Here is a 16,846-nt window from a genome sequence, read left to right as displayed (position 1 = left end):
AAGCCTGCCCGGGCTGTCCGCGATGGAAACCGGCGGTTGCCGCCCGGCGAACAGCCAGCGTCCGCTGCGCGATGGCACGAGATCGCTTACCCGCCAACGTGAACCGTGCGAATCAGACGTTCCGCCGAAGCGCCCGCATCGCCGAACCATCGGTACCGCAACCCATTCGCGGACGATCCCGGCGAAAGATCAACCCCGGCAACGTGCTCTGGGCCACCCCAGTCCGCGAGACATTGGCCTGGACCACTCGCCTCGGCTGGTCCAAAACTGTGCCACCACAGGCCAAACCGCCGCTCGTCGTCACCCACACGGGTAAACCCCTGGCCCGGAGGTAAGCAGAAACACACCGGATCCCCAGGAAAAACGCGAAAAACGTTGTGCGGGACACAGCGCTCGCGCGCGCGAAAGAGGACGATGGGAGCCATGCGGAACAGGACTCGGGCAGGCAGACCACCACACCCTGGTAAACGATTGCTCCGACGGCTCGGCGTCGTGCGCAACCCGCTCGTGCGACGGTCGGACCGGATCGAAGGCGTGTTCGCCGGGATCGTCACGCTGCTGGCGCTCATCGCGATTCCGTTCGCGATGATGATCGGAAGCGCGGACATCACCGCGGAGACGGCCGCGTCGGACGCGCAGCTGCAGTCGCGGCACCAGGTCACCGCCACGGTGCTCACGACGGCCGCGCAACCGGCCGCTTCCGTCGGCGACAGCGCGCCGATCGCCAACACCGCGCGCGTGAACGCGGTCTGGAAGCCGCCGAACAGCGTGCAGCGGACCGGGATCATCACGGTGCCCAGCGCTTCCGCGACCGAGGGTTCGACCACCGACATCTGGCTCGACGACACCGGCAAGCAGACCACCGCCCCGCTGACGCACGCGGACGCGGTCACGAACGGCGTGCTGGTCGCGGCCTTCTGCTGGCTGTGCGCGGTCGCGGTGCTGGGCGGAGGATTCTGGGTGGCGCGGCGAGTGCTGGACCACCGGCGCGCGGCGCGGTGGGCTGCCGAGTGGGCGCAGTTCGCTGGACCGGAAGCGGTTCGCTAGCGCCTTAGCTGGTGCGGCCGCGGTGCTGGGTGGCGTTCCGATGGCCCGACTAGCCTCGACCGCTGACGCGCTGCTGCTGAAACGGGCGCGATGAGGTCGGCCGGAAGCGGTTCGCTGACGTCTTCGCCAGGGCGGTCGCGGTGCTGAGCGGTGTTCTGCGTGGCCAGATGAGCCTCGATCGCTGACGCGCTGCCTGCTGAACGGGCGCGATGCGCCGGGCCGAAGCGGGTCGCTGACGCCTCCGCAAGCGCGGCTGCCGTGCCCGAGCAGCATTCTTGATCACCCGGCGAGCCTCGACCGCCGACGCCCCGGTTGCCGGACGGGCGCGATGCGCTGGGTCGGAAGCGGGTCGCTGACGCCTTCGCCGGTGCGGCCGCAGTGTTGTGCGGCGTTCTGGGTGGCCCGACGAGGCTCGACCGCAGACGCCCTGAGCGGGCGCGAAGAGCCGGACCGGAAACATCTTCGCAAGCTGTGTGCAGGCGGGATGCTCGCCGGGGAGCCTTGGGAAGCGACGAGCCAAAACCACCGGCGCGTTTGGCCATCAACCGGGCACAGTTTCGCCGTTCCGGAGTCGCCCCGAGGGCCATGCTCGGCCACTCGCCAAGGCGCTCCAGAGGACGGGTGCTCGACACCGCTGCGCCAGGCCGGACCGGCACAACCCGGCGAGCTTGCTGGCACCCTCCGCTGACTAGGCGGCAAGCAAGGCCGGGGGTGTTCCGGGGAGCCGTCGGACGCTGAACGGGCCACTTCCGCAACCCGGCCGCAGTCCACCGGCAGCCGTGCGAGTACTCGACGAGCTGTGTCACGAGTTGCCGGATGGCGTTGTGCGCCCGGCCCGGAGGCAGTCCGATCGTGCTTCTGCTGCCTCCGGGCCCGGCCTCGGCGGACCGAGCGGGGCGACACCCCCAGCGTCGCCCCGGGCCGGTACTACGCCTGCCGCTCTGCCCGGATGTGGCGAGTTAGCCACCAGCTATCTCGTTGAGGCACAGTCTTGTGGAGCCCTCCGGCGATTGTCAACTGTGAGCTAATCTGAGATAGTCGCCTTAGCTGAGAGCAATCAGCTGCAACTGGAGGGGCGTAGCAGCATGTCCGAAGACACTCAGCCGGGCGATGTCCGGCCCACCCTGGCCTCCAGACTCGACGACCTCTTCCGCACGGTGCGCCCGCAAGGAAGACACTGGACGAACGCCGAGGTGGCAGCGGAGCTGAAGCGGGCGTCGCCGGAACTGAAGGCCGGCGCGGTGTACTTGTCTCAGCTGCGCACCGGCAAACGGACCAATCCCTCTCAGGAGCTGCTGGCCGCGCTGGCGAAATTCTTCGGAGTGTCCGTCGCGTACTTCTTCGACGACGAGGTCGCCGGATCGGTGCTGTCGGAGCTGGCCGCGGTCGAAGCGATGCGGCAGGCGGGCGTCCGAGCGGTCGCGATGCGCGCGGCGGGCATGCGCGAGGAAAACCTCCAGGCGATCACCACGATCATGGACCAGTACCGCAAAATGCAGGGGCTGCCCCCGGTCACGGACGAAGCAGCACGGTGACCGGCACCCCGTCCGAAGCCCCGCAGCGGCGCGAGCAGCTGCGGCGGATGCGCGACGAAGGCGCCCAGCGGATCGCCGAACTCGGCCTTCCGCCGAAATACGACCTGGCCGCCCTCTGCGCGCGCCTCGGCGAGATCCGCGAGCGGCCGATCACCCTCGTGCCGCTGCCGATGCCGGCGTCGCACCCGTGCGGAATGTGGGTAGCCGCGCGGGGCGAGGACCTGATCTTCTTCGACGCCAACACCACCGGGGCGCACCAGGAGCACATCATCTTGCACGAGCTGGGTCACATCATCTGCTGCCATCGCGGCTCGGGTCTCCTTGACGACGAGAGCGCTCGCTCGCTGTTTCCCAATCTGGATCCGGACATTGTCCGGGACATGTTGATGCGCGCTACTTATGACGACGCGCAGGAGCAGGAGGCGGAGATCATCGCGTTTCTGCTGTCGGAGCGGATGGGGACGCCTGCCAAGCCTATTGCGGGGGCTCCTGAGGCGGGGGAGAAGCCTATGGATCGGATTGAGCGGTCGCTTCTTTAGCTTGGGTTGGGTGCGGCTCGTCGCCTGGCGGCGACATTGCGCACGGGCGTGCGTGGAGCACCCCGAAGCTTGATTGTGCTGACGGTCTGAGGGTGTTTGTCAAGGCGGGAAAGATGCCTTGACAAACACCCTCAGACCGCATTTTGGCTTCGTATCGGGGTGCGGGGGTGGTGTGGGTGCACCTCGAGTTGGGTGCAGCGGTGGCGGTTTGGTGTGTTGCTTGGGCTACCTCACTTTGCCTGCAGCTTGGCCAGTTCCGTTCCCACTGCTCCTACGGCGTATCTCAACTGGTCTTCCCGGTGTTCGCTGGTGATGAAGAACCGTAATCGGGCTTGTTCCTCGTCCACCGCCGGGTACAGGATCGGGTCTACCACTACCCCGCGCTCGTACAGTGCCGTGGCCAGTTTCAGCGTGGTATCCGAGCCTCCTACTACACACGGCACGATTGGTGTGTCTCCTGCTGACCCGGTCGGCAGGCCTACCGCTGTCGCCAGTTCCAGGAACAATCTGGAATTGTCTCGCAGCCGTACCAACCGTTCCGGTTCTTCCCGCAAGATCCTCAGCGCGGCAAGGGAAGCGGCGGCATTCGCTGGAGTGATCCCTACGCTGTATACAAAACCGGGCAACGAGTATCGCAGCCAGCGCACCGTCTTTGCTGATCCGGCTAGATATCCTCCACACCCGGCCAGCGACTTTGACAGGGTGCCCATCCAAAGATCAACTCCGGAACGGTCGACCGCGAAGTGGTCCCCGATCCCTGCTCCTCGCGGGCCCATCGTGCCGATGCTGTGCGCCTCGTCCACCATCAGCAACGCGCCATAGCGTCGCTTAAGTTCAATCAGCGCAGGCAAATCAGCGACATCACCGTCCATGCTGTACACGCCTTCGACGACAATCAGCACTCGCCGAAACCGTGATCGGGACCGACGCAGCACGTCCTCCAGTCGTGCTGTGTCGTTGTGCGGAAACGGTTGCCGTGTCGCGCCAGACAGCGCACAGCCTTGCAGAATGCTGTCGTGTGCCAGCGAATCGTGCACGATCAGGTCGCCCGGTCCGACTAGGTGGCCGATCGCGCCGACGTTGGTCGCGTGTCCGCTCACCAGTACCAGGCTGTCCTCGACTCCGAGAAACGCGGCAAGCTCCGTCTCCAAGTCGCGCGACAAGTCGCGGTCACCGGCGAGCAAACGACTGCCGGACACCGAAGTTCCGTACCGCTCGACAGCTTCATGCACCGCCGCGGTCACTGCCGGATGTCCGGCCAGCCCCAGATAGTTGTAGCTGGAGAAGGACAAATACTCCCGGCCGGCCACCGATGTCGTGGCGTCCATCCGTCCCTGATGCTTGCGGAAGTACGGATTCGGCACGCCGAGGTCGTCGAACTCCTTCAGTCGCGCCTCGATCGCCGCTGCCTCCGGGAACTCCTCGATCGCCGCGCTCGCCGGGTCCCAGACCGGAACCGGAGCCGGAGCGTCCGAAACCGGAGCGGTCGGTGCCAAAGCCGTTGCGGGAGCTAGCATTCCGGCCACCGCGCCTACTGTCAGCGCACTCGACTGATCGACCTCCAGAGGCAAGCCCGGGAACCGCTTGCGCAAGCGACCTTCCAGTTCGGTGACCATCAGCGAGTCGAATCCGAGGTCGTCCACGAGCAGTTGCCCGGCATACAACTCGCTGACCGGAAACGCCGTCGTCCGCGCGACTTCTTCGAGTACGACCGCCAGCACGTCTCGCGCGGACGTCGTCTCCTCCGTCTCCTCGGCCGGTGCCGCGGTGGCGCCGAGCGGTTCCAACGACTGCGCTTTGGCGAGTTTCGCGTCGTCGACGACCCAGTGCCGGCGCGGGCTGAGCGGGCTTGGCGGGAGCGTGCAGTGCGGCAGGCCGTCGGCGACCGGCCTCAGTCCGGCACCCTTCACCGCGCGCGGGGCCAGCTCGGCCGGTACGCCGTCCTCGACCGGCTCCTTCCCTGGCGACACGACGCCCGCGAACACGTCCGGCACCAGCTCGCCGAGCTGTCCGGATTCGAGGGCGACCGACGCGGTGACCAGCTTGGAGACCGCATCAGCGACGTCGTCCGCGGCTACCGCGAGTCGCTCCGGGAAGAGCGTCCGGCGGGCGAGGGTGCCGGCGACGGCGGCCAGCGGCGGGTTCTCGCTGGATAGCGTCTCGGCCATCTCCCGGGCGTGCCTAGCCAGCCCGGCTCGGTCCCGTGCGGTGAGCAGCAACAGCCGCGACGTCTCGACGGGCGGAGTCTCCTGCGCCGCTTCCTCGACGACTACGTGCACGTTCGAGCCGCCGAAGCCGAACGCGCTTACTCCGGCCCGGCGCGGTCCGTCGCTGTCCCACGGCGTGACCTGGCCGGCTACCTGGAGCCCGGCGTCTTGCAGCGGCAGGTGATCTGCCTGTTCGAAATCCGGCTGCGGCAGGATCTGTCCCTTGTGGACGGACAAAATGGACTTGATCAGACCTGCGATTCCGGCGGTGCCAAGGGAATGGCCGACCACCGACTTCGCCGCGCCGAGATACGCCGCGTCCTCCGCGCCGCGGCGCAGCTCGGCCAGTGCGCTGATCTCCACGTCGTCGCCGACCGCGGTCGCGGTGCCGTGCGCCTCCAGGAAACCGACCGACGCCGGGTCGACTCCCGCGTCCCGGTAAGCCCGCCGCAATGCTCGCAACTGGCCGGATTCCTGCGGCATCATGCCGCCCTTGACCGTGCCGTCGTTGGACAATCCGACGCCGCGGATCACCGCGTAGACCCGGTCCCCCGCCGCCCGCGCGTCCGCGAGCGTGCGCAGCACCAGAACGCCGGCCCCCTCGCCGAGCACGAAACCGTCCGCCCGGCGGTCGAACGGACGGCATTCGCCGGTGCGCGAGATCGCGCCGATCCGGCACAGGCCCACGAACAAATCCGGGGCCAAGACCAGCTGTGCGCCGCCAGCGACGGCAATCCGGCACCGGCCCGCCCGCAGCGCGAACACCGCGTTCGCCACCGCGGTCAGCCCGCCGGAACAGGCCGAGTCCAGCGCGTAGCTCTCGCCGTGCAGGTCGAAGACGTTGCTGATCGAACTCGGCCCCATGTTGAGCAGCAGCCCGGCCATCGCGGTGGCGTGCAGGCCGCTGACCGCGGACGCCGCCTCGGCCATCGCCGGATCGCCCGCCCGGCCGAACTCGCCGCCGACCAGCTGTTTCAGCCGCAGGTGCAGCGTGCTCATGTCGCGGTAGCCGCTGTCGCTGAGCGACATGATCACCGACGTGTCGTCGCGGTCGAACCCCTCGGCTTCCCATCCCGCGTCCTGCAGCGCTTCGCGGGTCAGATCGACCAGCAGCCGGTGCTGCGGGTCGAGCGATTTGGCCCGCCTCGGCGGGATCTTGTAGTGCCCGGCGTCGAAGTCGCCGACGTCCTCCAGCAGCGCCATGCGGTCGGAGTAGACCGCGGTGCTGTCCCGGAAATCGTCGTTGTAGAACGCTTCGCGCCGCCACCGCGAATCCGGCACTCGCCGAAACTGCGGTTTGGGCTCGCTCAGCAGATCCCAGTACTCGTTGACGTTGCGCGCTCCCGGAAAACGGCATCCCATTCCGACAACGGCGATGTCCTGGCTATTTTCGGATTCTTCCCACCCAGATGTCGCAGACCCCATGGCATGACTTCCTCGTGCCGATTCCCACCCAGTCGACACCGAGATTGCCCGTTCTTGCCCAGGTTTTCAAGGACATTGGGCAATTTGCGGAGGAATGCACAGGCAACTCAACTCACGGTAGCCGATCGATCACGCCACCAGGCCACGGTCCTGGCGAATTGATCTTTCTCCGCCGTCGGCGCGATAGCGAAGAATTCCTGTGCCGCACGGGAAACGAGGACGAACGGGAGGTCGAACTGGTAGCGGACCTCCTGCAGCTCGCGCAACAACGGCGAAACGAGCGCGCCCGCCTTCAGTAACATCGGGGAAAGGCGTTGCACAGGCACCGGAGGCACTCCGGCCGCCTCGCACAACAGCGCGACCATCACCCGAGCGGACCGCGGCGGACCAGTCGGCACATGCCACGTCTTGCCCCACGCCTTTTCTTCGCGCGCGGCCGCGACCAGCGTGCGGGCGACATCGGAAATGTACGTCCAACTGTGCGGCGCGTCCGGATCGCCGAGTACCTGCACCTTCTGCCCTCGCAGCACGTTCGGAACGACCCGGGCGGCGAGATGGCCGCCGTCGGTCACTCCGGGGCCGAAAAAATCGGAAGCAAGCACTTCGACCATCCGGAGGCGGCCCTCCGCGTGCGATGCGTGCAGTTGTCCGGACAGCAAAGCCCGGATCCGGCCCTTGGTTCCGGTGGCCGCGAGCGGCAGATTCTCAGTGAGCGGGCCATCGACCGGGCCGTAGCCGTACAAATTCCCCAGCGACACCAGCAGCGCGCCGTTCGCTTCGGCGGCGGCGCAGATCGAGGCCTGCAGCGGCGGCCAATCCGTCGCCCACCGATGATAAGGCGGGCTCGCACAGCTGTAGATCGCTGACGCGTCCTTGGTCGCTTCGATGAGCGCGGCCTGGTCAGCGGCGTCGAGCGTGATGTGCTCCAGCCCCGGTTCGTTCTCTCGGGGCGAACGGCCGATCACCCGGACTCGCTCTCCCCGTTCGGCCAGCAACGCGGCAGTGGCCGCCCCCGCCGGTCCGTACCCGAGCACCACCTGAAGACCCATGGCGACACCCTAGCCACCAGCGCATCCCGTTGCGGCCGTTCACGAACCCGCCTCCCGCCGTTCACCGGAGAGCCGCGGCGGACAGGTCTCGAGCAGGCCGCCGACACCGGAGATCCACTCGGAATTCGCCCAGGCCAGAACCAGTTTTCCGGCCCTAGTTCAGCACGTTGCGGTGGTGTATGGTCGCCGATCGTGAACAATTCCGCCGAGGTCGCCGCGCACACCGTTCCGCCCGCCGGGCACTGACCGCATTCCGGGGGCGCGAGTGAACACCCTGAAGATCATTCTGTTCTCCTTGTCGGCGGTCTCCTCGTACGCGGCCTTGCTGTACAAGCTTTTCTCGATGCGCCGCTCGTGGCGCGACCCGGCCTACATCGTGCTGATGACGACGCTGATCCTGCAGTGCGTCACCTTCACCCTCGGTGCGCTCTCGCTCAGCATCGGCTCGCTGTTCGGGGTGCCCAACCTGGCGATCTTGATCTTGCACCTGGCCGCGGTCGCGTACTGCATCAGCGCACAGCTCCTGCTGATGCTGTGGGCGAATCCGCCCGCGGAAATCCGGTCCCAGATCCGGGCGTGGATCATTTCCGGCGCGGTGCTGTTCGTGGTGCTGACCGTGCTGTTCTCCATCGGCAACAAGCCGGGCACCCCGGGCACCGCCTTTGCGGTGGGCAGCAGCGACCCGGTGATCCTCACCTACCTGCTGCTGTTCATCATTTCGCAAGCCGTGCCGTGCGTGACGATCTACCTGCAGTGCCTCCCGTACGCGCGGAGCACGTCGAGGGTGTGGTTGCGCCGGACGCTGCGGACGCTCGCGGTCGGCGCGGTGATCCTCTTCCTCTACTGCGCCACGCGCGCGGTGAACATCGTGAGCCCGGCGCTCGGCTGGCACCTCGGCGCGTGGGCGATCGCGCCGTCGGTGTTCAGCGCGCTGGGCATCGTGCTCGTGTCGTTCGGGCTGACCATGCCGTCGTGGGGCGAGCACGTGTCGTCGGTCGCCAGGTGGCAGCGCAATTACCGCTCTTATCGCGCGCTTTACCCGCTGTGGCATTCGCTGTACGAATCCTCGCCGGGCATCGCGCTCGAACCGCCGACCGAGGGAGACACCGATCGGCGCTGGTCGGATCTGCACTACCGGCTGCACCGCCGGGTGATCGAGATCCGCGACGGCTGGCGCGCGCTGCGGCCGTACATGGACCGCGCCGACGCTCCGAACGGCGATCAGGCGATGGCCGAGGCCCGCAAGATCCGCCAGGCGCTGGAGGCGAAGACGTCCGGCGTGAGCCCGGCGGAAAACCAGGACAACGGCGCGTTCGACGACCACGACGCGAAGACGTTCGCCGCCGAAGTAGCCTGGCTGACCCAGGTTTCGGAGGCTTACGCCAAGCTCGGCTGAGGCTGGTCCCCCAGCAGCGTCTGGCCCTTCGTCAGCCACGCGAAACCGAACGCGAACACCGCGAGCGACTCCAGCCAGAGCGTCGGGTGCAGGGCCGCGGTGGCGGCGCTGAAGAACAGGCCGTTGACGACGATCAGCACCAGGCACGCGAGCATCACGATGCCGCAGGTCCGGTAGACGGCGTTGCGCGAACGTTTGCGCTTGGTCGGCGCGCCGTCGTCCTTGGTGAACAGGACGAGACAGAAGAACGCGAGGGTGAGGAAGAAGATCGCGGCGAACACGAGGTGCGCGACGCCGATCGCGTGCTGGGCGGGCGTCGGCGAGACCGGCTGGGTCGGGAACAGCGCGACGCCGATGCCGGCGATCGCCGCGATGTTCGCCGCGATGTCGTCGACGCGGCCGTAACCGCGGTAGGCGATCAGGAAGACGCCGATCGCGCACAACGTGCCGACGAAGACGTTCCGGAGATCGCTGTAGTAGTAGCCGCTGAGCGAGCCGAGCAAGCCGCCGCCTTCCAGCAGCTCCTTGCCGACGATCACGACGATCGGCAGCAGGATCCCGAGCACTCCGATGGCACGGCGAAGGAACAGGTAAGAGCGCACGAAAGCAGTCATGGCACGGCTCCCCGAAGTCGTGCACTCTTTGTACCTGTTCCGTCACCGGACCACCGGACAGACGGGGAAATCCACCGGTTCAGCCCAGAAGATCGTCCAATTCCGCGAGCAGTTTCGCCTTCGGGCGGGCGCCGACGAAGGACGCGACCGGGGCGCCGTCGCGGAACACCATCAGCGTCGGCAGCGCCATCACCTGGTAGGCGCGCATCGTTTCCGGGTTTTCGTCGGTGTTGATCTCGCGCACGGTGAGGCCGGGCCGTTCCGCCGAGACCTCGGCGAGCACCGGCGCGATCATCCGGCACGGCGGGCACCAGTCGGCGGTGAAGTCGACCAGGACGGGCTGGCCGTGCTCCAGGACGTCGGCGGCGAAGGTGGCGTCGGTGGTCATCGGGACTCCTCGAGTTCGGCGGGGGCGGCGCACGGATCGGCCGGGCGGGCAGTGGCGGCGGCGAGTTTGTCGAGCAGGGCGGAGCGGACCGCGGCGAGGTCGCGCATGCAGGCCTCGACCTCGTCGAGCTTCCGCCGGTACACCTCGACCGACGCCGGACACGCGTCGCCCGCGTCGTGGCCGGTGCGGAGGCAGTCGACGAACGGGCGGGTGTCGTCGAGGCTGAATCCGACGGTGCGCAGGGTCTGGATTTCCGTGACGAGGCGCAGGTCGTCCTCGTCGTACTCGCGATAGCCGTTCGCCGCGCGCGCCGCCGGGAGCAGGCCCTGTGCCTCGTAGAAGCGCAGGGCCCGCGTGGTGGTCCCGGCCCGCTGTGCCAGTTCGCCGATCCGCATGTCTTCGACGCTAAACCTTCTCCTCAGCGTCAAGGCAAGGCGTGCGCGCGGGGCTGAGGGTATTCGCGGAATTTGACCGCGTTCGCGGCGCGGCTGCCCATGTACTCGAAGACGCGGCGGCCGATCGGACCGGTCAGCGAGCGGTACATCTTGTTGCGCTTGCGCAGCTTCTCCTCGGTGGCCGGGACGAGGAAGTCGGCCGAACCGGCACCGTTGCGCTGGCCGACGCGGGCGGGCTTGCGCAGCCGCTGCTCGTAGCGGGCGAACGCGGTCGCGTGGTCGCCGCCGGCCGCGGCGAGTTCCCCTGCCAGCACCTGCGCGCCCATCATCGCGAGACCGGTGCCGGATCCGCCCGGGCCGGCGCACCAGGCGGCGTCGCCGAGCAGCACGACCCGGCCGCGGGACCAGCAGTCCAGCTTGACCTGGCCGACGGTGTCGAAGTACAGGTCAGGCGCGTCGGCGACGGCGGTGAGCAACTGCGGGAGTTCCCATCCGGCGTCGGCGAAGACCTCGGTGACGATGTCCTTTTGGCGAGCCAGGTCAGGGCGGCCGTAGCCGTCCGGGTCGCCGCGGAAGGTGAGACCGACGGTGACGGAAGCCGGGTCGCGGTGGCTGGTGACGATCGCGCCGAGGCCGGGTTCGTTGTAGAGCAGGCCCGCGTGGTCGAGGCGGAGGTGGTTGGGCGCGGTGAACCCGGCGACGTGGTAACCGAGGTCGGTGCGGAACTTCGCCTCCGGGCCGAACGCGGCCGTCCGCACGCCGGAGTGGATGCCGTCCGCGCCGACGACCAGGTCGAAGCGGCGCGGGGCGCCGTGGCGGAAGGTGACGTCGACGCCGTCGGCGGTCTCCGCGAGCGAGGTGACGCGATCGCCGAAGACGTACTCGGTGTAGTCCTTGGTGTGGTCGTAGAGAATGCGGGCCAGGTCGCCGCGCAGGACTTCCAGCTCGCCGTTGGTGAACCCGCTCGGGAGCGTGAAGGCGGGCTGTCCGGACGGGTCGAGCTGCACCTGCTCGCGCAGCGCGGTCTCGTGCTCCCGCAGGTCATCGAGCAGGCCCATCGCCTCGACGAGCTTCATCTGCTCACCGCGGAAATCGACGGCCTGCCCGCCCGGCCGCAGCTGCGGCGCGGCCTCGACGACGGTCACCGAATAGCCATAACGGTGCAGCCAGTAGGCGGCGGACGGACCCGCGACGCTGGCGCCGGACACGAGAACGGTTTTGCTGGTCATCTCTGCTCCCCTGGGTCGGTAGGCGATGCGGCAACACTGCGGCGCACCGCTTACCGCGCCCGCACGGAGCGCTGACGGCCTCGGTCAGTCCTGCGCCAACCGGGTGAGCATCCGGGAGAAGACGCGGCCGAGCAGTTCCAGCTCGGGGCCGCTGACCTGGTCGAAGAAATACCGGCGGACGAGTTCGCCGTGCTGCCCTTCGGCGGCCTTGACCGCCGCGCGCCCGGCGTCGGTGAGCCGGACGTTCGCCCCGCGCGCGTCCTCGGTGCAGTTCTCCCGCACGACCAGCCCGCGTTTGCACATCCGGCTCACGTGATGCGACAACCGGCTGCGGTCCCATTCGACGGTCGCGCCGAGTTCCCGCATCCGCAGCACGCCGTCGGGCTCGTTCGCGAGCGGGACGAGGAGGGCGTAGTCCGCTCCGGAGATCCCGGCGTCGCGCTCCAGCTGCCGGTCGAGCGCGCTGCCGAGCACCCGTTGCACACGCTGGTAGGAACACCAGACCTCGGCCTCGCGCCGATCGGTCGCCACGTCCGCCATCCGGTGATTCTACAAAGAGACGGCGGGATTTCGCGCCGGTGCGTAAGTTGGGAGAGTGACCAGGACCGCGCAAGAAACCTTCTTTCGTGCCTTCCACGCAAGCCATCCGGCGGTTACCTCGCGCGCGTTCGGCGGCGGGCGGAGCGCCGACGGGCGGTCGAGCTACGAGCTTCTCCGGGACGAGATCGCCGGTCCGGGGCGCGTGCTCGATCTGGCTTGCGGCGACGGATTCCTGCTCGAACTGCTTGCCGCGGCGGGACATCAGGCGATCGGGGTCGACGTGTCGAGCGTCGATCTGGCACTCGCCAGGCAGCGTTCGGCGACGGTGGCGGAGGGACGGGCGCAGCAACTGCCGTTCGCGGACCACGCGTTCGATTCCTGTGTGTCGCACATGGCGTTCATGCTGATGACTGACATCGACCAGGTGGCCGCGGAGCTGGCGCGCGTGCTCCGGCCGGGCGGGCAACTCTCGCTCGTCCTCGGCGGCGGAGTCAGCGACGGCGGCACCTACGCGCTGTTCGGCAAGCTGCTGCGGGAAATCCTCGCCGACGTCCCGGCCGAGCAGCGGATCCCCAAGCTCGGCGATCCGCGCACGCGGGATCAGGCCGGTGTGGACGAAATCCTCGCCCCTGCCGGGTTCAGTCCCGTCCAGTGGCGCACCGAGGAGATCGATTTCAGCGGGTCGCTCGATCAGGTCTGGGATTTCGTCTCGACCGTCTACAACGTCTTCCCGCTGAGCGAAGCGGCTTCCAGCGCGCTGAAAACCGCCTTTTTCGCCGAGGCACCGGCACTGACCAGACCCGATGGGCTGATTCCGCTTGCTTTCCAGGTACATCTGGCCAGCACCCGAACTGTCCACAAAGGACGGTAACCCGCCCTGGTGGCACCCGTCACCTTCTGGCAAGATCGTGGGCTCTGACGTCTCCAGTTCACGCCGAAGGGGCAGGGCATTGGGTCTGGGCAGGAAACTGGCGGTCGCCACCACCGCGGTCACCGCGGCGACGGCATTGTTCACCGCGGCACCGGCAGGCGCCGCACCCGCGGCGATCGACTGGAAGCCTTGTCCTACCGGGCAGGGCGCCGAATGCGGCAAGCTCACCGTGCCGCTCGATTGGGACCATCCCGGCGACGGCACGATCCAGCTCGCGCTCGCGCGGCGCAAGGCCACCGATCCCGCGCACCGGATCGGTTCGGTGCTCATGGATCCCGGCGGGCCGGGCGGGGCAGGAGCGGGCGAGGTGGAAAGCGGCTGGACGCTCTCGCCGAAGGTCGCCGCACGGTTTGACACGGTCGGGTTCGATCCGCGCGGGGTCGGGGAAAGCACCGCGATCAAGTGCGGGCTCGACGAACTCACCGCGAAAAACCCGGTACAGCCGAAGGATTCCGCCGAATTCCAGCAGCTGCTCTCGTACAACCGAGCGCTCGGCCGCAGCTGCGAGAAGATCACCGGGCCGCTCGCCACGCACTCCGACACGCGCAGCGTCGTGCGCGACATGGACGCGATCCGCGCCGCGCTCGGCGACAAAAAGCTCACCTATTACGGCATTTCCTACGGCACGCTGATGGGCCAGCAGTACGCCGAGGCGTACCCGGACCGGGTGCGCGCGCTCGTGCTCGACAGCAACATGGACCACTCCATCCGCAGCACCTGGGAGTTCCTGAAGACGGAAACCCAGGCCACGCAAGAGTTGTTCGAGCAGTTCAGCGACTGGTGCGACCGGACGACGTCGTGCGCGCTGCACGGCCAGAACGTCCGCGCGGTGACCGCGGACCTGTACGCCCGCGCCGAACGCGGCGAACTCGGCACCCCGGACGACAAACTCGACCCGATGGCGCTGGTCGGCATCTACTCGCAGAACTTCTACGGCCCCACCTGGGGCAAGCTCGCGCAGAACCTGGTCAGCCTGCGCGACGGGAAACCGATCGGAGCGGACTTCGGCAAGGACGACATTCCCATTCCGAACCCGTTCAACAGCATCTTCTGCTCGGACTGGCGGCTGCCGATCACGAGCTACCCGCAGCTCGACAGCTATCGCCGGGCGCTCACCGGGGTGTCGCCTGACCTGCACTTCTCGCCGCTGGGCTGGAGCGCAGCGACCGGGTGCGCGGGCTGGCCGGCTCCGGTGCGCAACCCGCAGCACGCGTTGTCGGTCCAGCGGGGCGTGCCGATGCTGATGCTGAACAGCCGTTACGACCCGGCCACTCCGTACAGCTGGGCGGTGCGCGCGGCGCAGCAGTCCGGCGCGCCGCTGCTCACCTACGAGGGCTGGGGTCACGGCGCGTACTTCAAGAAGAGCCAGTGCGTCACCGACGCCGCCGACTCGTTCCTGATCGACGGCACGAATCCGGGCCGCGGCAAGCATTGCCCGGCGGTCGAGCCGAGCGTTCAGTCCAGGATGGACGGTCCGCGGGCACCGGCTGCGCAGCCGTACTGAGACAACGAAAAGCGGGGCCCTGATCGGAGCAGGGCCCCGCTTTTTCGCGGCTGCGGCGGCTCAGTAGTCGTCACGCCCGGTGAACTGCTGTTCCAGCAGTTCGGCCGAACCGGCGACGAGTTCGAGCGGATCGGTGAACTCGTTGAGGTCGAGGTTCAGCAGCGGCAGCGAATGCCGCAGCACGAGGTGCTCGCCCATCACCACGAGCCCGCCGACCACCAGCGTCTGGCCTACCTCGCTCAGCACGGTGAGCAGATCGACCTCGTCGACGCGGGCGAACGGGGTCGCGATCTGCACCCAGTCCTCGCGCTGGTCGAAAATCTCCCGGGCGATCACCACGACCTGCGCCCGTCCCGTCGTCTCCGCGTCGTCGCCGAACAGGACCCGGATCCGGATTTCGCCCGGGTCGTCCCGGATCACCCGGTAGGTCTGCCTGATGTAGGCGACCAGGTCATTCCACTGCGCCACGCGCTTTCCTCCCGTTGGGTAGGCAACGAAGATCAGCGTAGCGGGACCCGGCCGTCCGTGAAGGACTCCTCGATGGAATCTGATTCCCTCAAGGAGTCCTTCACGGACTTCGGTCAGAGCAGTTTCCAGGCTCCGGTCAGGGCGTCCCGGAGGATCTGCTCCATCTCGTCGAACTGCGGCTGGTCGCAGATCAACGGCGGCGACAGCTGGACCACCGGCTCGGCGCGGTCGTCGGCGCGGCAGTAGAGGCCGCCCTCGAACAGTGCGTTCGAGAGATAACCGCGCAAAATCCGTTCCGATTCCCCGGCGGTGAAGGTCTCCTTGGTCGCTTTGTCCTTGACGAGTTCGATGCCGTAGAAGAAACCGGTTCCGCGCACGTCGCCGACGATCGGCAGATCGGTCAGCCGGTCGAGGGTCGCCCGGAAGGCGGTTTCCTTTTCCAGCACATGGCCGTAAAGGTTCTCGCGCTCGATGAGGTCGAGGTTGGCCAGCGCCACCGCGCAGGAAACCGGGTGGCCGCCGTAGGTCGAGCCGTGCATGAAGGTCGCCTCGCCGCCGGCGAACGGTTCCATCAGCTTCTCGCTCGCCAGCACCGCGCCGAGCGGCGCGTAACCCGAGGTCAGGCCCTTGGCAGTGGTGATGATGTCCGGCTGGTAGCCGTAGCGTTTGGCCGCGAAGTCGTAGCCGACCCGGCCGAACGCGCAGATCACCTCGTCGGAGACCAAGAGCACGTCGTGTTTGTCGCAAATCTCGCGGACTCGTGCGAAATAGCCCGGTGGCGGAACAAAACAACCACCGGTGTTTTGCACGGGTTCGAGGAATACCGCAGCTACCGTATCCGCGCCCTCGAATTCGATGGCCTGCTCGATTTGGTCGGCAGCCCATCGGCCGTATGCTGCATAGTCGTCGGCGTGTTCGGGCGCGCGGTAGAAGTTCGTGTTCGGCACGCGCAGAGTGCTCGGCACGAGCGGTTCGAAATCGGCCTTCGCGCCCGGAATTCCGGTGATGGACAGCGCGCCCTGCGACGTGCCGTGATACGCCAGCGCGCGGCTGATCACCTTGTGCTTAGTGGGTTTTCCGACCAGCTTGAAGTACTGCTTGGCGAGTTTCCACGCCGTTTCCACGGATTCGCCGCCGCTGACGGTGAAGAACACGCGGTTGAGGTCGCCCGGCGACGCGACGGCCAAGCGTTCGGCCAGTTCGAGCGCGGGCGGATGCGCGTGACCCCAGAGCGGGAAGTACGCGAGCTGCTTCGTTTGCCGCGCGGCGGCTTCGGCCAGTTCCTCGCGACCGTGGCCGACCTGCACCGCGAACAGCCCGGCGAGGCCGTCGAGGTAGCGCTTGCCGGTGTCGTCCCAGATGTAGGCGCCCTCGCCGCGCACGATCACCGGGATGTCGGCGGTGTCGGCGCGGCTGTGGCGCGTGAAGTGCAGCCAGAGGTTGTCGCGTGCGGCAGTGCCCGAGCCGGTGGTGATCCCGGCGGGTTCGGCGGTCGTGGTCATGGCTCCTCGAAACGGGCCTCGAAGCTGCCGGCACGCACCCTGGCGTACCGGCCGGACTTCTCGGTTATCGCACGAGC

At 67.9% G+C, this 16,846-nt stretch carries 15 protein-coding genes; 6 read left to right on the top strand and 9 right to left on the bottom strand.

Going from position 1 to position 16,846, the window contains the following annotated elements:
* Positions 1–471 precede the first annotated feature (471 nt).
* The 3 genes from D0D37_RS00795 to D0D37_RS00785 all read left to right on the top strand — a co-directional run bounded on the left by D0D37_RS00795 (position 472) and on the right by D0D37_RS00785 (position 3,121).
* A complete protein-coding gene (locus D0D37_RS00795; RefSeq protein WP_208719732.1) occupies positions 472–1,047 on the top strand; it encodes an Rv1733c family protein in 576 nt (191 codons plus the stop codon).
* Between the two features lie 1,085 nt (positions 1,048–2,132).
* Positions 2,133–2,582, top strand: coding sequence for a helix-turn-helix domain-containing protein (locus tag D0D37_RS00790; protein WP_116198527.1), 450 nt, complete (start codon positions 2,133–2,135; stop codon positions 2,580–2,582).
* Positions 2,579–3,121, top strand: a complete 543-nt coding sequence (locus tag D0D37_RS00785) for a toxin (RefSeq protein ID WP_208719731.1) — start codon at positions 2,579–2,581, stop codon at positions 3,119–3,121. Before D0D37_RS00790 ends, D0D37_RS00785 begins: the two co-directional genes overlap by 4 nt.
* A gap of 230 nt (positions 3,122–3,351) precedes the next feature.
* Here D0D37_RS00785 and D0D37_RS00780 read toward each other — a convergent pair whose 3' ends face one another.
* Together D0D37_RS00780 and D0D37_RS00775 are read right to left on the bottom strand one after the other, a co-directional pair.
* Positions 3,352–6,753 carry an aminotransferase class I/II-fold pyridoxal phosphate-dependent enzyme gene (locus D0D37_RS00780; protein WP_116198526.1) on the bottom strand — a complete coding sequence of 1,134 codons (3,402 nt, stop codon included), beginning with the start codon at positions 6,751–6,753 and terminating at the stop codon, positions 3,352–3,354.
* A 107-nt stretch (positions 6,754–6,860) separates the two neighbouring features.
* Positions 6,861–7,802, bottom strand: coding sequence for an NAD-dependent epimerase/dehydratase family protein (locus D0D37_RS00775; RefSeq protein WP_116198525.1), 942 nt, complete (start codon positions 7,800–7,802; stop codon positions 6,861–6,863).
* Positions 7,803–8,067: 265 nt separating this feature from the next.
* On the opposite strand from D0D37_RS00775, the gene D0D37_RS00770 reads away from it, so the two are divergent.
* Entirely contained in the window at positions 8,068–9,198 is a 1,131-nt protein-coding gene (locus D0D37_RS00770; RefSeq protein WP_116198524.1) for an MAB_1171c family putative transporter, read from the top strand.
* Here the strand turns inward: D0D37_RS00770 and D0D37_RS00765 are convergent.
* The 5 genes from D0D37_RS00765 to D0D37_RS00745 form a co-directional block, all read right to left on the bottom strand.
* Positions 9,180–9,812, bottom strand: a complete 633-nt coding sequence (locus tag D0D37_RS00765) for a DUF998 domain-containing protein (protein ID WP_116198523.1) — start codon at positions 9,810–9,812, stop codon at positions 9,180–9,182. The two genes, D0D37_RS00770 and D0D37_RS00765, sit on opposite strands and share 19 nt — an antisense overlap.
* Positions 9,813–9,891: 79 nt before the next feature.
* Complete coding sequence (gene trxA / locus D0D37_RS00760; RefSeq protein ID WP_116198522.1) at positions 9,892–10,200, bottom strand: thioredoxin; 309 nt, start codon at positions 10,198–10,200, stop codon at positions 9,892–9,894.
* Complete coding sequence (locus D0D37_RS00755; protein WP_116198521.1) at positions 10,197–10,595, bottom strand: MerR family transcriptional regulator; 399 nt, start codon at positions 10,593–10,595, stop codon at positions 10,197–10,199. Before D0D37_RS00755 ends, trxA begins: the two co-directional genes overlap by 4 nt.
* A 29-nt stretch (positions 10,596–10,624) precedes the next feature.
* Positions 10,625–11,824 carry an FAD-dependent monooxygenase gene (locus D0D37_RS00750; RefSeq protein WP_116198520.1) on the bottom strand — a complete coding sequence of 400 codons (1,200 nt, stop codon included), beginning with the start codon at positions 11,822–11,824 and terminating at the stop codon, positions 10,625–10,627.
* A gap of 84 nt (positions 11,825–11,908) precedes the next feature.
* Positions 11,909–12,364 (bottom strand): MarR family winged helix-turn-helix transcriptional regulator, encoded by a 456-nt coding sequence (locus D0D37_RS00745; protein WP_116198519.1) that lies wholly within the window; start codon positions 12,362–12,364, stop codon positions 11,909–11,911.
* Positions 12,365–12,419: 55 nt separating this feature from the next.
* Here D0D37_RS00745 and D0D37_RS00740 point away from each other — a divergent pair, with 55 nt between their 5' ends.
* Both D0D37_RS00740 and D0D37_RS00735 read left to right on the top strand, forming a co-directional pair.
* A complete protein-coding gene (locus D0D37_RS00740; protein WP_116198518.1) occupies positions 12,420–13,235 on the top strand; it encodes a class I SAM-dependent methyltransferase in 816 nt (271 codons plus the stop codon).
* 79 nt (positions 13,236–13,314) lie between these two features.
* Positions 13,315–14,799 carry an alpha/beta hydrolase gene (locus D0D37_RS00735; protein WP_116198517.1) on the top strand — a complete coding sequence of 495 codons (1,485 nt, stop codon included), beginning with the start codon at positions 13,315–13,317 and terminating at the stop codon, positions 14,797–14,799.
* A 60-nt stretch (positions 14,800–14,859) separates the two neighbouring features.
* Here the strand turns inward: D0D37_RS00735 and D0D37_RS00730 are convergent, their stop codons facing one another.
* Together D0D37_RS00730 and D0D37_RS00725 are read right to left on the bottom strand one after the other, a co-directional pair.
* Complete coding sequence (locus D0D37_RS00730) at positions 14,860–15,267, bottom strand: hypothetical protein (RefSeq protein WP_067580428.1); 408 nt, start codon at positions 15,265–15,267, stop codon at positions 14,860–14,862.
* Positions 15,268–15,380: 113 nt separating this feature from the next.
* The gene (locus D0D37_RS00725; protein WP_116198516.1) at positions 15,381–16,769 is read right to left on the bottom strand and encodes an aspartate aminotransferase family protein; all 1,389 of its coding nucleotides are present in this window, start codon (positions 16,767–16,769) and stop codon (positions 15,381–15,383) included.
* Between the last annotated feature and the right edge of the window lie 77 nt (positions 16,770–16,846).

The sequence above is a fragment of the Amycolatopsis circi genome (genome assembly GCF_003385235.1).
GTDB lineage: Bacteria > Actinomycetota > Actinomycetes > Mycobacteriales > Pseudonocardiaceae > Amycolatopsis > Amycolatopsis circi.
This window is presented reverse-complemented; position numbering and strand designations above follow the sequence as displayed.

Bases quoted from the DNA above. Each gene is read 5' to 3' on its own strand.
- D0D37_RS00765 (WP_116198523.1), bottom strand. From the start codon at position 9,812: ATGACTGCTTTCGTGCGCTCTTACCTGTTCCTTCGCCGTGCCATCGGA.
- D0D37_RS00725 (WP_116198516.1), bottom strand. From the start codon at position 16,769: ATGACCACGACCGCCGAACCCGCCGGGATCACCACCGGCTCGGGCACT.
- D0D37_RS00745 (WP_116198519.1), bottom strand. From the start codon at position 12,364: ATGGCGGACGTGGCGACCGATCGGCGCGAGGCCGAGGTCTGGTGTTCC.
- trxA (WP_116198522.1), bottom strand. From the start codon at position 10,200: ATGACCACCGACGCCACCTTCGCCGCCGACGTCCTGGAGCACGGCCAG.
- D0D37_RS00780 (WP_116198526.1), bottom strand. From the start codon at position 6,753: ATGGGGTCTGCGACATCTGGGTGGGAAGAATCCGAAAATAGCCAGGAC.
- D0D37_RS00750 (WP_116198520.1), bottom strand. From the start codon at position 11,824: ATGACCAGCAAAACCGTTCTCGTGTCCGGCGCCAGCGTCGCGGGTCCG.
- D0D37_RS00790 (WP_116198527.1), top strand. From the start codon at position 2,133: ATGTCCGAAGACACTCAGCCGGGCGATGTCCGGCCCACCCTGGCCTCC.
- D0D37_RS00775 (WP_116198525.1), bottom strand. From the start codon at position 7,802: ATGGGTCTTCAGGTGGTGCTCGGGTACGGACCGGCGGGGGCGGCCACT.
- D0D37_RS00755 (WP_116198521.1), bottom strand. From the start codon at position 10,595: ATGCGGATCGGCGAACTGGCACAGCGGGCCGGGACCACCACGCGGGCC.